This is a genomic window from Bifidobacterium goeldii (assembly GCF_003951095.1).
GTDB lineage: Bacteria > Actinomycetota > Actinomycetes > Actinomycetales > Bifidobacteriaceae > Bifidobacterium > Bifidobacterium goeldii.
This window is the reverse complement of sequence record NZ_QXGL01000010.1, coordinates 1-14613: the sequence shown is the minus strand read 5'-3', so window position 1 is coordinate 14613 and position 14613 is coordinate 1. Positions and strand designations below refer to the sequence as shown.

General features: G+C 57.3%; 13 protein-coding genes and 1 tRNA gene. 13 read left to right on the top strand and 1 reads right to left on the bottom strand.

The annotated features are described in order from the left end of the window. Positions 1-138: 138 nt before the first annotated feature. The gene (locus tag D2E25_RS10775) at positions 139-3507 is read right to left on the bottom strand and encodes a zinc ribbon domain-containing protein (RefSeq protein WP_125982341.1); all 3369 of its coding nucleotides are present in this window, start codon (positions 3505-3507) and stop codon (positions 139-141) included. 195 nt (positions 3508-3702) lie between these two features. On the opposite strand from D2E25_RS10775, the gene D2E25_RS09820 reads away from it, so the two are divergent. The 13 genes from D2E25_RS09820 to D2E25_RS09760 all read left to right on the top strand — a co-directional run bounded on the left by D2E25_RS09820 (position 3703) and on the right by D2E25_RS09760 (position 14260). After that, positions 3703-5046, top strand: a complete 1344-nt coding sequence (locus tag D2E25_RS09820; protein ID WP_125982339.1) for a zinc ribbon domain-containing protein — start codon at positions 3703-3705, stop codon at positions 5044-5046. Positions 5047-5188: 142 nt separating this feature from the next. After that, positions 5189-5485, top strand: coding sequence for a 30S ribosomal protein S6 (gene rpsF / locus D2E25_RS09815; protein ID WP_125982337.1), 297 nt, complete (start codon positions 5189-5191; stop codon positions 5483-5485). Between the two features lie 60 nt (positions 5486-5545). Next, positions 5546-6220, top strand: a complete 675-nt coding sequence (locus tag D2E25_RS09810) for a single-stranded DNA-binding protein (RefSeq protein ID WP_125982334.1) — start codon at positions 5546-5548, stop codon at positions 6218-6220. 90 nt (positions 6221-6310) lie between these two features. Next, positions 6311-6559: a 30S ribosomal protein S18 gene (gene rpsR / locus D2E25_RS09805; protein ID WP_125982332.1), complete on the top strand. Its 249-nt coding sequence runs from the start codon at positions 6311-6313 to the stop codon at positions 6557-6559. Positions 6560-6574: 15 nt separating this feature from the next. Then, positions 6575-7021: a 50S ribosomal protein L9 gene (gene rplI, locus D2E25_RS09800; RefSeq protein WP_125982330.1), complete on the top strand. Its 447-nt coding sequence runs from the start codon at positions 6575-6577 to the stop codon at positions 7019-7021. Positions 7022-7359: 338 nt separating this feature from the next. Then, positions 7360-7433, top strand: a tRNA-Lys gene (locus D2E25_RS09795). Positions 7434-7744: 311 nt separating this feature from the next. After that, complete coding sequence (locus D2E25_RS09790; protein WP_125982328.1) at positions 7745-8479, top strand: MIP/aquaporin family protein; 735 nt, start codon at positions 7745-7747, stop codon at positions 8477-8479. 24 nt (positions 8480-8503) lie between these two features. Next, positions 8504-9301: a DUF3152 domain-containing protein gene (locus D2E25_RS09785; RefSeq protein WP_241217155.1), complete on the top strand. Its 798-nt coding sequence runs from the start codon at positions 8504-8506 to the stop codon at positions 9299-9301. Then, complete coding sequence (locus D2E25_RS09780) at positions 9265-10323, top strand: glutamyl-Q tRNA(Asp) synthetase (RefSeq protein ID WP_241217154.1); 1059 nt, start codon at positions 9265-9267, stop codon at positions 10321-10323. Before D2E25_RS09785 ends, D2E25_RS09780 begins: the two co-directional genes overlap by 37 nt. A gap of 127 nt (positions 10324-10450) precedes the next feature. Further along, on the top strand, positions 10451-11266 hold the full coding sequence (locus tag D2E25_RS09775; RefSeq protein WP_125982323.1) for a YggS family pyridoxal phosphate-dependent enzyme: 816 nt from the start codon (positions 10451-10453) through the stop codon (positions 11264-11266). Positions 11267-11303: 37 nt separating this feature from the next. After that, positions 11304-11618 (top strand): acylphosphatase, encoded by a 315-nt coding sequence (locus D2E25_RS09770; RefSeq protein WP_125982321.1) that lies wholly within the window; start codon positions 11304-11306, stop codon positions 11616-11618. A 4-nt stretch (positions 11619-11622) separates the two neighbouring features. Continuing rightward, positions 11623-12702 carry a class C sortase gene (locus tag D2E25_RS09765; protein WP_125982319.1) on the top strand — a complete coding sequence of 360 codons (1080 nt, stop codon included), beginning with the start codon at positions 11623-11625 and terminating at the stop codon, positions 12700-12702. Between the two features lie 178 nt (positions 12703-12880). After that, positions 12881-14260, top strand: coding sequence for a DUF4854 domain-containing protein (locus D2E25_RS09760; RefSeq protein WP_164514806.1), 1380 nt, complete (start codon positions 12881-12883; stop codon positions 14258-14260). The last annotated feature ends 353 nt before the right edge of the window (positions 14261-14613 follow it).

The following is a 14613-nucleotide window of genomic DNA, read 5'->3' as shown; positions in this document are numbered from 1 at the left end:
CGAAAACGAACCGTATTCAATATACAAGAACCCGCCGTCCCAAGTGAACGGCGGGTTGCGTATGAGCGTTGTTGGCGCGTGACATCGCGGTTGTTAAGCGCTGTGTCACGCCCCAACATTGGGGGAGAAGCGTACGGATCAGTCCGATTCGAAGGTGACTTTTACATCATTACCGTTAATCGTGAAAGTTCCGTAGACATAGAAATCTCCGCCGTCATTCTCCGGTGACCAACTACCGTCGTAGCTCTGATACTCGTAAGTGACCTTGACGCTACCCTTTGAGCTAGTGAATTCGCCATTGTCGAGATCAATGTTGGAGCTGCTTATGGACGGATTGGTGGTTACATTCCACGCAAAGTTGCGGTAATAGTCATCCCCATACGTGTAATAGGAGAACGGGCAACCGTCGCCAGGATTAGCCTCGGTAGAAGCTGCGCACGTTTCAACCTTCTGCTTGACCTGCTCTTCGATAGCGCTGGTGAGTGCGTTGGTTGGCTTAACGTTGATCGTCGCACTGGTTTTGTTGTTGGTGTTGAGGGTTGCGGCGCTGCTGGTTACAAATTTTGAATCAGCAGCTTTTACCGTGTACGAGCCCGGATACACCTTGAACACGTAGCCGGAGTAGTCATCACCATCGACCGCGTTCTTGGGAGTGACCTTTACGCCGTTAATCGTCATATCCGTTACGGATGATGGCGCGGTGACCGTGATCTCCTCCACCAGCGGAGTGGTGATCATCCAGTTCTTGAAAATCAAAAACTTTGAACCGGCAGGCGTAACAGTCAGTGAACCGTTAACATTCTTACCGTCCAACGTGTAGGAGTAGTTGACGACTCGCATATCTTTGTCAGCGACATTCCGAGATCCAGCGGACTCAACAGACGTGACACGCTGATTGGTAATCGTTGCATGGTCACCCTTTGCGGCCGCGTTCGTCAGTAGTACACTTTGCTGCCCCTTCACCTTTGGGTTAGTGATGGAGCTTGCTTTCTCATAGTTGCCATCAGCAATAGCAGATAGATAGCTGTTAGTAACACCTTTTGCACTGAACACCGTATTGTTAAGCACGCTGTATGCCACACCTAGGAGCACGGCAACGCCTACCACGATACCGACAATGGCGAAAGTGCGCTTCTGTGATGCGGTGAGTGCCTGAGCGGCCGGTGCACCCGGAACCATTGGAGCTGCCGGGATTGTTGACGCGGTTGGCGCGGTGGTTGGTGCGGCTGGTGGTGCACTTGGTGCGGTGAACTGCATCGGTGTAGGAGGAACAGTGGGCGCCGCTGGAGCTGCGGGAGCGGACGGTGCTACTGGCGTACCGGCTGCTGGAAACGTGGCCGACGGAGTAGTCGGCGTACCTCCGTTCTCAGACGGCGTCGTAGTGGTACCAGCTGCCACTGCTGCAGCGACCACGGTCGGCAGATGACCGAAGGTTGCCTTGCATGCGGCAACGTAATCGATCACTGGTTGCGGAGTCGGCTGCACGGTACCGCCAGCAAAGCAACGCCATAGCGCAGGCATAGCGAGCACTACCGGGCGGCCAATCGTTATTGCGATTACTTCAACGAGGAATGCCCACAACCCAGGAATAATGAAATATTCAATGGATGGGTTCACAATGAGTGAGCCTGTGTTTGAAGATGACGGGATAAAGAGCATCGAGTTCAGCGAGCTCATCGAACTTGGAATATATGCGCTGGCAGTGAAGTTCATCAGCAGGAACATCGCACACAGCCAGAACACCATGATGGCAACAGGTGCCTTCCACGTGTGCTGCCAACCCATAAATGCTGGATCGTATAGGTTACGCGCGGCTGTACGCAAAGCAATAAAGAGCGTGCAGATGACGAACGCTGCGAACATAATCCACAGTATTCGCATCAACTGGCCATCAGTGTAAGTGCCATACCCATAATCAGCGCCAAGCAGTGAGAGCGTCATCGGCGTCAGACTTTGAGGGGCGATAGTAGCAGTCATTACACCGCAAGAGCCAATCACAAACAGCATAAATGGCGCTGCTGGAATCAGTATTGGGAGTAGCGACATAATCGGCCCCTGGTGGAAGTAAGCCGAAGCGCCAATAATTACTGCTATGCCAAGAATGGTGAAGACCAGTGAATACACTGCTATCGATTCCACCAGTGTGCGCACAAAGCCGCGCGTACGGTGTGCCCAGCGCCAAGCAGCAGTAAACACGTTATGAGAGTCAGGCGCATATTGTGCCAATGCATATCCAGCTAAAGCACCACAGCAGGCCACAAGAAAAGCCATGCAGAACGTACGCACAGAAACACCGCTGATTTCAACAGTTGCAGTATACGTTCCAGAGGTTCCGTTCGCTCTTAACGGCAGGGTGGCAGCCAATAGCGTATAGATCAGGCCGTTGACTACACCAACTGCGCCTGCACTGACTGCACCAATCCATTTGAAACGAATTGACGATTTACGCGCAAACCAGTACGCACCGAATGCAGTACCAATAAGCAGTGCTACGCCAGACAAACCTAGCGGCATCCATAACTGCGTTTTCAAACCCATGGAGGAGGTCGTAATGCCCATGGAGGAAGCGTTGAAAGAGAATGAGCCGGATACACCCAGAACCAGCATGGTGACAGTGAAATGCAATATGCTCATGTCAGTTCCGATGGCATCCATACTCATCGAACTTCCCAGCGCATCTACGGCGGTAGCTATGAAATTCATGTCATGCGTAAGCGCACGACCAGCGGCGAGCAGAGACATTGCGCTGATCCAGGCGATGACGAGTGCAGCCGCTAAACCGATGCCGAGACTGACGCCAGCAGCTCGTAGCACTGGCATAGCAGTGAGTTCCTTAACCAGCGGGTTGGAAGCGAGCGGGTTGGCTCCCATTGGATTGCCGGCTGGCGGGGTGGTTGGCGGAACAGTTGGTGGTGCGATTGGTGGCACTGCGGGTGCCGAGCCACCAGCAGCTGGTGTACTTGCTGGTGCACTTGCTGGTGCAGCAAACGGCGCAGTCGGTTGCGCCTGTGGCGCCGGTGTGGGCTGTGCAACTGGCGCGGGCTGAGCAACTGGTGCAGGCTGAGCAGCAACTGGTGCTGCCTGCGGAGTTGGCGCTGGCTGCGGAATTGCTTCCGTTGGCGTTGTGTAGCCGAACGGTTCAGGCTGTTCTGGCACTGACGTTTGCTCAAATAACGCGGTTTGATCGGCTACAGTGAACGGTTGCTCGAAGTCGCTAAGAGTAGCTTCCGTTGGAATTGCCTCAGTCGGAGCAGTTTCACTTACTGATGGCGCGCTCGGCATTGCCTCAGTGGGCACTGGCGTAATCGGCGTGGTCGGCTGCTCAACAATCGGCTGCTGAGCAACTGGCTGCGGTGCAGCAGGCTCAGGTGCAGCTGGAGTCGGCAACGTAGCAGTATTCGTAGCACCCGCAGCGCTCGCAGTTGGAGCTGCAGTAATTGGCGTGCCACATTGCCCGCAGAATCTAGCGCCATCGTCCAGTTTTGTTCCACATTGAGGACAGAACATGGGAAGCCCCTTTCAACATTCTTCACTTCCGTAGTTATTGTAAGTCGGGGGGATTATTGAATCCCAACATCACTATGCACATTTGTGTAGTGTGTCGGCGAACAAACTGCTAGTAAGACAACGGCTCGGCGGTACACTGGTGACGAATGCAGATGGGGAGTTGACGACAGTCAGCAAGTAGAGAAGAAGACCAATATGCAGTGTGTACAGTGCGGTGCCCCGATCGCCGATGGGGATCATTTTTGTATGAAGTGCGGCGCGCCAGCGCCTACTGCTCCGGCAGCGCCATCTCCAGCAGCGTCAGTAACTACATGCCCTGCGTGCGGCAACGCAGTGACTGCGGGTATGAAATTCTGCCAGCATTGCGGCACTCCATTGCAAGCTGCTGACAATGCGGTGCCGATCGCAGAACAGCCCACGCAAGCAATCCCGACGCCTGTGCAGCCGGTAGCTGCGCCGGCGCCACAACCCGTTACGCCATCGCCGGTGACTCCGCCGCCCGCGGCTCAGCCTGCGTGGGGCGTGCAAACGCCGGGCACTCCTGCACCAGCGCCTGTTCCCACACCACAATTTGGTGGCGCAAACGGCGGAGCATCTAGCAAAACCGGCAAATCTAAAACCACGGTGATTATCGCCGCGGTCATTGCTGCCGTTGTGCTCGTCATCGCCTGCATTGGCGGCTGGTGGTTCCTGCATCGCGATAAGGGTGGCGAACAGCAAACAACATCGCAAAGCGCTACCACAAAGTCTGATACCTCCGATGCCAGCAAATCCGGTGCGGACACGAAAACAGACGAAGAGTGCACAGCCGCCCCCGATGCTGAATTGCAATCAGTTGATCATGCGGACACCACGCTCACCGCGACGATGAAGTTCACGACCAACTGCTCAAGCAAAAACGCGGCCTTCGAACAGTCCGATATCAAAATCAGCATCAAAGATTCCAGTGGCAACGTGATCGCTGCAGCGATTTTCGACTTCTCCAAGCAGCCGCTCGCCTTTAAGAACGGTGACGCTACCGTCAAGCTCGCATTCAACACACGGCAGTATTGGCGCCCGTACGATCAAATCGACGCCAGCGGTACGCAAACCGTCGTGCAAGCTAAGCAAACTGCGGACGGCGAGCCTGCCGCTAATGCAGGGGACGCAATCGGTGGCGCAAACATCGCCGACTCTGATATTGAACGCTACGCGCAGCTCGCGCTCAGCTGGCAGCTCTCCCACGATGCCTCTGACGCACAAAACTTCTACTCCACATACACCACGCAGCTGTCCAGCAAGAAGTTCGGCCTCGAAGCTGAAGGAAAAACCTGGCAGTACAAGGATATTTACGAGCAGTTCCTCCAACTGCGCATCAAGCACCCGCATGCGCTGATGGTATGGTCGTCCGACTGGCCAACGTACACCAAGGGCGGCGGCGTATCCGACTATTACGTGATTCTTTCCGGGGAATCATTCGGTACTACGGATGATGGCAGCGCATGGTGCTCGTCCAACGGGTACACGTCCGCCGACTGCTTGGTTGTTGACCTGCAGTAAATCTGCAGTAGATCCACAGTAGACCCGCGTAGGCCTGTCGCCGGCCTGCATTATCGTAGAGCAGTTGCTGTTTTTCAGCAGCGCGTATACACACTCCTGCCGTGGAACGTCCGCGGCCGATTTAGTCCGAAGGAGGTGGGTGATGTCTGCGCATAAGTACGAACTGATGTTCATTGCCGATCCTGAGCTGGATGAGCGCGGTCTGAAGAAGTTGACCGAGCAGTATCTGGAGCTCGTCACCAAGGAGGGCGGTTCCGTCGAAGGTGTCGACTACTGGGGTCGCCGCAAGCTTGCCTACGAGATTGATGGCAAGACCGAGGGCAACTACGTGGTGGCCACTTACGCCGCTGAGCCTGCTACCAGCGCTGAGCTCGACCGTGTGCTCAACCTGAACGAGTCCGTCGTCCGCACGAAGATCATTCGCAAGGACGCCAAGTAAAGCTTTTCGACCAGCGTCGCTGGACGTAAGTCAGCGACAAGTCAAGCAAGAAGGTATGTCATGGCAGGCGAGACGATTATCACCGTAGTCGGCAATCTTACCCGCGACCCCGAGCTGCGCACTGTCGGTTCTGGCTCTACGGTGGTGAATTTCACCATCGCAGCGTCAACCCGTCAGTTCAACCGCAGTACGAACCAGTGGGAGGACGGCGATACGCTGTTCATGAACTGCTCGGCATGGGATTCCGCGCGCTCTTCGCTCGCGTCGAATATCGCCAGCAGCCTGTCCAAAGGCATGCGCGTGATCGCGCAGGGTCGTCTGACCCAGCGCTCGTATCAGGCGCAAGATGGCTCGCAGCGCACGGTTGTTGAGCTGCGCGTCGATGAGATCGGTCCTTCGCTCACCCGCGCCACCGCGCAGGTGAACCGCCAGTCCGGCCAGAGCGGATTCGCCGGCCGTGGCAACAATGGTGGTTTTGCAGGCGGCAACCCGGGCAACGGCGGCTATAACGCTGCTCCAGCTCAGGGCTATCAGGGTGGCGCCGGGTATTCCGGCGGTGCTGGATACGCTGGCGGTGCCGGCTACTCCGGTGGCGCGTCTGCTGCCCCGCAGCAGCATGCAGCCCCTGCCGCGCCCGCAGCTGATCCGTGGAGCACGCCTGCGAATGATGATGGATTCTCCACTTTCGGAGGCAGCACCGATTTCGGTGGCGGCTCCGACGAACCGGAGTTCTAATCCGCGTCACTTCACGCCGATCCACACACACGATTTCTTGCTTCGCTTGTCACCAGGCGAATCAATCACAGTTTTTAAGGAGAACATCACATGTCACGCAAGAGGCCGCAACCGCCGGTCAAGCCGTTCAAGAAGAAGCCGAACCCACTGAAGGCTGCTAAGATCACCGAGATCGATTACAAGGACGTTGCGCTGCTGCGCAAGTTCATCTCCGATCGCGGCAAGATCCGTTCCCGTCGTATCACCGGCGTGTCCGTGCAGGAGCAGCGCGAGCTCTCGAAGGCGATCAAGAACGCCCGCGAGATGGCTCTGCTGCCGTACGCTACTTCGGGTCGCTGATAGGAGGATAGGAACATGGCTGATACCAAGGTTATTCTCACCCAGACTGTCTCCAACCTCGGCCACTCCGGTGACGTCGTTGAAGTCAAGGCCGGCTACGCTCGCAACTACCTGATCCCGCAGGGCCTCGCTTTCGCTTGGTCCAAGGGTGCTGAGGCTCAGATCGTGCAGATGAAGCGCGCTCGCCTTGCCAAGGCTGTTGCTACCCGTGAGGAAGCTGTTGCTGCTAAGGCTGCTATCGAAGGCACCACTGTCGAGATCGCTGCTAAGGTGTCCGAGTCCGGCAAGCTGTTCGGTGGTATCTCCGCCGAGGCTATCGCTCTCGCTCTGTCCGACAAGGCTGCGGTCAACCCGAAGTCCATCGAGGTCGAGACCATCAAGACCACCGGTGACTTCCCGGCTAAGGTTGCTCTTCACCCGGAGATCACTGCTTCCTTCTTCGTGAAGGTCGTCGCTGAGTGATCCATTCCGGTGGCTCGTTCCACCGGAATCATCCAGACTCAATACAGTCTGAGCTTAAGCATTGTCCCCGTCGAGTGGTTCGCCGCCCGGCGGGGGCTTTTTTGTATTCGAAAGCGAGGATGCTCGAAAGCGAGGATGCTTCTGACTGCTCGGGATGTGATGAATCTGTGAATATACGCGCGATGGGTGATTGAAGTAAGCGTTCTGTGCGACGCGGTCAATACAAACGCAGTTTTGAAAACCGTTGGAAATAAAGGCAACACGCCGTGAGTTGCGAGCTGCGAGAATCTGAGTATATTTGTCACTCGTTGCAAGGAACACTTCAACAACTAACCAACGCCCCTGTAGCTCAGTTGGTTAGAGCAGCTGACTCTTAATCAGCGTGTCCAGGGTTCGAATCCCTGCGGGGGCACAGCTAAGGCACTGACTTCGGTCAGTGCCTTTTTTGTTTTGCGACGCGGAGCGTGACGGGGAGCGGGGGTATGCTATCAGCGGGCCCAAAAACCCTTATTTTCCAACGTTTGTGTGATTTGTGATTTCACGTGCTTCGCTCCCGGTCACGCTCCGCGTCACAAATGGGGGTGCGGCTGATGAGATTGACAAGCTGGGTGCGCAATCATGAGAAAATCGTTCAGCCCTCGGCGTACACTTGCCTAGTTTGCTTGACTCCTGCTTGCTGAAAGCAGTCAATTCACCCAATTATTAGGAAGAAAAGAAGAAGCAGTGGAATACTCCCTCTTTACCAAACTGGCTGCCGAGTTCTTTGGTACGGCCATCCTGATGATCTTCGGCAACGGCTCCGTCGCCAATGTCGAACTCAAGAACACCAAGGGCCATCATGCTGGCTGGCTGAACATCGCCATGGGCTACGGCTTCGGCGTCATGTTCCCGGTGCTCATGTTCGGTAGCGTTTCCGGTGCACACATCAACCCGGCTATGACCCTCGCGCAGGCCATCAACGGCCTGTTCCCGTGGAACGAAGTGCTGCCGTACATCATCGCGCAGCTGCTCGGCGCCGCAGTTGGTCAGTTCATCGTCTACCTGACCTACTGGCCGCACTACAAGGAGACCGAGGACGCTGAGGCGATCCTGGGCACCTTCTGCACCACCGACGCACACAACGACAAGGCCAACTACTTCCTCAACGAGATGTTCGGCACGCTCGTGCTCGTTTTCGGCGCGCTGTGCTGCCTTTCGCTGGATTGGGGCAAGCAGGATTACGCTGCTGCCTCCATCGTCGTCGGCTTCATCGTGTGGGGCTTGGTGACCTCCATGGGCGGCCCGACTGGCCCTGGCCTGAACCCGGCGCGTGATCTTATGCCGCGACTGCTGCACGCTGTCCTGCCGATCCCGTCCAAGGGCACTTCGCGCTGGAACGAGGCGTGGATTCCGGTCGTCGCCCCGATCGTGGGTGCGATTATCGGCTGCTGGCTGTTCAAGTTCTTCTTCGGTGCGTGACGAGCGCCCGTATAATAACTCACTATGACGAGAAACGACGATCGCTGGATGCAGCTTATCCGGCGTATCGTCGTTTTTGTTATTCCAGTACTGCTGGTTATCGGTTTTATCGCGTTGATTCACGCTGACGTGTCACGCGTGCCGATGACGCGCAGATATGAACTTGCACAAGCGGCTGCCAACGCGCAGGCGTCCGCTCAGTCATCTGGCACATTGCAGCGCAAGCAGGTGCCGCATAGCGACGGGTATGATTTATCCCGCCCATTCAGCGATAAGCAGCGGCAGACCATCGCGAGTAAAGCTGAACAAACTGCGCAAGCGAGCGGCAAACCGCAGCATACTTTCACCTATTGCGTGACCAGCGAGGGCAATGTTGGTGATATTGGCGAATTTGAGCGTACGATTTACGCCACACTGAATGATCCACACGGTTGGCCGCGTGCTGGCTTGACGTTCACACCGAGCACTGATGCGAACGCTTGCGATATGACATTCGTGCTCGCTGAAGCACAAACCATGAAATCGTTCGCGCAAGGATGCTCGGAACAGTACAGCTGCCGAGTAGGCAACAGTGTGATTATGAACGCTGACCGTTGGAACGCGCCTACTGACAGTTGGAATAAAGGCGGCGGATCGTTGGCGAACTATCGCACGATGGTAATCAACCATGAAACCGGCCACCGGCTCGGCCACGCTGACAATGAAACCGTATGCCCAGCGCCAGGCGAGCCTGCGCCGCTGATGCAACAACAATCGATGTCATTGCGCGGCTGCACGATCAACGAATGGCCGCTCGATTCGGAGCTCTGGGCGCGATGGTAACCGGTCGTTTTGCGCCCACACCATCCGGCCGCATGCATATCGGCAACATATACGCGATGCTCGCCGCATGGCTATCGTCACGCGCGCAGGGCGGGCGCATGCTACTGCGCATCGAAGATATTGATACTCCCCGCGTGCTGCCAGACGCTGACCGTTGGATTATGGACGATTTGACATGGCTCGGCTTGGACTGGGATGGGGATCCGGTATACCAATCGCAGCGCCACGAACACTATGAGCAGGCGTTAGCGATCCTGCGCGCAATGCCAGCCGAACCATCGGCGCCATCGCATGCCGCTCGCCTGCCGTTAATCTACCCCTGTTTTTGTTCGCGCGCGGATATTCGCGCCGCATCGGCTCCGCAAGAAGGCGACCGTTTTATCATCTACCCGGGCACTTGCCGTCGCGCATGGAGCGAACAGCCCGAAACAGTACGCGCACGTCTTGCTGCAGGAGATCAGCATTCGCTGCGCATTGCCATGCCGACGCCGGCGAGCTCGCGCGCGGTGTGCAGATTCACTGATCGCGTATACGGGCCGCAAACGTTCAACCTTGCGTGCGACCTTGGGGACACGGTGCTCCGCCGTGCAGACGGGCTGTTTGCCTACCAGCTGGTCGTTACTGTTGATGATCTGCTGCAGGGTGTTGATGATGTAGTGCGCGGGCGCGACCTGCTGCGATCGACCGCATTGCAACTGTATATTCGCGATCGACTGGTGGATGGCGGCTTCGGCGGAGAGACTGATAAAACGGATTGTCTTGAACTGGCGTTTGCGCATTTGCCGTTAATTGATAACGCGGCCGGTCGCCGTTTGGCTAAGCGTGAACGGTCGCTGGATATGGGCGCATTGCGCAAGCGGGGCATTCAGCCTGAACAGGTGATCGGCTACTGTGCGTGGCTCTTAGGGCTGATTGACCAGCCTGAGCCATGTATGCCGGTTGATCTGTTAGACCGATTCTCTTGGGAGCGAGTCGCTGCCAATACCGCCGACCGCCGCATCCCCGACGATCCCTTCGTGTAAGGCTCAAATACGTTGGTGTGCATATCCGGCTCACGTACGGCGCTTAGGGGGTATCGGTATAGACCGGAAATGCACACTTTGGATAGATGCTGGATAGGATGGTGACAGATCAATCAGGGGAGTGGACATGACGGCTTATATGGATCACAAAGACCTCGCCAATGAAACCATTAGCGAGGAGCGCGCAACGCAGATTCGAGACGGTGTACATCGCGTGCTCGATACGATCAGGCTGAGCGAACAACAAGCTGGCCGTGAATCCGGCTCAGTACAGCTGCTAGCAGCAACTAAAACCCGTGATGTTGGCGAAATTATGGCTGCCATCGACGCCGGCGTGCGCATGATTGGCGAGAACCGCCCGCAAGAAGTGATGGCCAAAGCCGAAGGATTGCAGCGGTTATGTGCCGAGCGCGGCCTCAATCTTGGCGCTACCGATGCGGCCGGCAGCGATCACGAAACCGTGCCATTCCATCTCATCGGCCAACTGCAAGCGAACAAAATCGGCAAGATTCTGCCCATCGTGGACACTATCGAATCCGTGGATGGTCTCGAACTCGCTGAGCGCATTGCTCGCCGCGCAGTCGCACGCGATATTACCGTCGGCGTACTGCTCGAAGTCAACGAATCTGGCGAAGCATCAAAGTCCGGCTGCGAGCCAAGCGAAGCAATCGAACTCGCGGAGCAGATCGCTGCAATGGACGGTCTTGAACTGCGCGGTTTGATGACTATCGGCGCGCACGTGAACGATGAGGCAACCATCCGCGCCGGATTCGCGCATTTGCGCCGCACGCGCGACGCTATCCTCGCCTCCAAGACGCCTGGCACTGAGCATTGCACCGAACTGTCTATGGGCATGACGCAAGACATGACGCTCGCCATCGAAGAAGGATCCACGATCGTACGCGTGGGTACGGCGATTTTTGGCGCGCGCGCATTCATCTGACCGGTGAGCCAGGAGATGGCCGAGCCAGGAGATGACAATGAGCACTGACAGCGCCGCGCATGCTGACGATCGCGTGCACATTCACGCCACGGTTACCGGACTGGTGCAAGGCGTGGGTTTCCGCTACTTCACTGTGATGACCGCGCGCGATATTGGCGTAGGCGGCTGGGTGCGCAACTGCTATGACGGTTCCGTTGAAGTGGACGCGCAAGGCACTCGCGCGCAAATCGCGCGACTGCTCTCTGCGCTGAAAGCTGGGCCGAAATGGAGTCGAGTCGAACACGTAGCCGTTGAACAGCTACCAGTGAACACGGATATTACCGCAGCATTCCGCGTATTTCAGGAGCGGTGATCGTATGCGTCATGCGCCCGCTCACTCTCGATCAGCGCGATCAGCGCGAGCCGCGGAATCCGCGCAATCTGCGAAATCAGCGCAGGCCCTCGCAGCACGCGAGCCATACTCTCCGCGCACGTTTGCACAGGCAACCAATATCGCCGATATCGTTGCCGAACGCCGCCGGTTGAAGCGCTCGCTGATGATCATGCGCGCATTCATTATTCTGCTGGTGACTGCTGCGCTGATCGTCGGCGGATTCCCTGTGGTATGGCAGTTTCAGAGCGCGGCACAGCTGGCTGGCACTTCAGGGCAGGCAGCCAGTCAGGTTGCTGGATGGCCGTATCCGCGCGCGAAAGAAGCGCTGGTGGCTGCGCGCGCTTACAATAAGCGGCTCGCGAAGTCAGGCCAGCCGGTGCTTGGCGAGGCGATTGACCCCTTCTCTGCGCATGAGGGTGCTTCGCAGGCGAAAGGCGAGGATTCAGCTGCGTCAAAAGATAAGGAATATCAGTCGCTGCTGAACGCTGATCATGAAATAATGGGCGCGATTCGCATTCCAAAAATCTCGGTAGATCTGCCGATCTGGCACGGTACATCCGAGGAGGCGCTCGCCTCCGGTGCCGGCCACCTGTACGGCACCTCGCTGCCGGTCGGTGGCCAATCTACCCATTCGGTGATTACTGGCCATCGCGGACTCGTTTCCGCAATGATGTTTACGCGCCTTGATGAGATGCAAGTGGGCGATTTTTTCTACATTGAAGTGATGGGCGAGACGCTTGGCTATGAGGTTGATCGCATTAGCGTGATCGAACCTGACGATACCTCGCAGCTGCGCATTGTGCCCGGGGAAGATCGCATAACGCTGATGACGTGCACGCCGTACGGTGTCAATACGCAACGACTGTTAGTTTCCGGCCATCGTGAGCCGATTCCCGTGCCGGCACCCGACCCGAATGATTTGTACGACGCGAAGACGTTGACGATATTGACCGTGGTTATCGGCGTAGTTGGTGGTTGGCTGATGGTGGCTGTGGTGCGACGCGTGCGATATATGCCATGGCGTGTGATGCGTCACGCTCATAGTGCTCCTCGCCGCCCGTAGCTGCTTGTAGCTGTTTATAGCTGCCTCAAAGTGAACAATTCGCAACGAATGTGCGTGTTCCAAGTGTGAGCGTGTAGCGTTGCATATAGGCGAACACAGCGGTCGCCAGCTCCGTTGCTATCGGGGTGAAGGGAGCCGCCGGCATGGCATCGGCGACATGCAAGAAAAGAGGGGGACAATGACGGACCCAAACGGCAATGAGCCGCAGATTCCATTTGACGCGCAGCAAGGTGGTGAGCAGCCGACACAGGCTATGCCTGCAGCGAGCAATCCTACGTTTGGCGAGCAGCCAACGCAAGCGTTCCCGGTGAATCCTCCAACTGATCCAACGGCGACCATGCCATTGCCGACCGCGGGCGCTCCGGGCGCTGGCGCACCTGATGAGCAGCCGACGCAAGCGTTCCCCGCTGCGGGAGCGCCGGCGTCTCCGTATGGTCAGCCTGCGCAATCGCAGCCGTATGCGCAGCCCAATCCGTATGGTCAGCCTGCACAATCTGCGCAGTCGGAGCCAACCCAGCAGTATCCGGCCCAGCAGTATCCGGCCCAGCCGGTGCCGCCACAGCCGGAATATGGCCAGTATGGTCAGCCTGCGCCGGCAACACCAGCAGCAGCGCCAGCAGCAGCGCCTAATCCTTACGAGCAACCCGCATACGCGCAGTCCGCGCAGCCTGGCCAGGCCGGTCAGCCTGCCTACGCGCAGCCGGGCCAGCCGCCGTACGGCCAGTATGATCAGTCCGGCCAGCCCTACCCGCCGCAAGGCTACAACGGAGCGTATGGCGACCCCTACCAGCAGCACAATGATTCATGGAATGTGTGCGCGATCGTTGGCTTTGTGTTTTCGTTCCTGATTGCGCTCGTCGGCCTGATTGTGAGCATTGTTGGTCTTAACCAGATCAAGAAGCGGGGCGGTAAAGGCAAGGGATTGGCTATCGCTGGCATTGTGATATCTACCCTCAGTTTGCTGTTGTCTCTCGCGCTGGTTGCCGTTGGTATCAGCACTATCAACAGTGCTAGCAACAGCGTTTCCTCGTACGACACGTCCAGCAGCCAGCAGGCGGATGGCAATTCTGGTTCCGACTCGAAGGGACTTGACGAGCTCGACCAGTCGCTCAAAGATGAGGCTGATTCCACTGACAATGATCTGAACAGTGAGCAGAACTCTGATTCGAATACGGATTCCAACACTGATTCGAGCACAGGCTCCGACTCCAGCCAGGGCGACGATTCGCTGCTGCCAACCGTCTCTGAATTCGTCAATTCCGACGCGGTTCAGCAGGAGGTGCAGCAGCAGGCGCAGCAGTTCGCTGACAGCGGCATCACGGTCGTCGCGCGCGCTGAAGGTGACACGCTGATCTACGACTACACCGTGCCGGATTCGTATGCGTCTGCCAGCAGCTCGATCGCTTCCGCGCTGAGCAGCAACGATTCGACCTTCCAGTCGATTGCTGACATGCTGGGTACCACCTGCCAGACCACCGGCCCCGCCCAGGTGCGCGTCTACATGCACACCGCTAGCGGCCAGTCCGTCGTCGACAAAACCTACACCGAACAGCAGTGACATACGCGGGTGCGGCTGCATGATCGCCGCCGGCATTCACACAACGCCCGGTATGACGCCGAAACGCGTCGCCCGGGCGTTCTTGTTTGTGCCCATGCTCGGCACGTCCACCGCGTGACACCAGGCTCTTCGCATTTTTATGTGTATGATGCGCATGCTTGTTGTATCGGTATCGCGCTTGCGCGCGATACTGTGTTCCCAGTGACAGCACTCACTGCCTCGATAATAAGTGTTCAACGCTTCTCAATGCTGGCGGTAGCTCTTGGCCCCCTCGGCTGAGGGGGCTCCCGGCGAAGCCGGGTGGGGGAGCGTCGCGGCGCTATGCGCTGCCAACAAGCGCGATTCCGTTATCA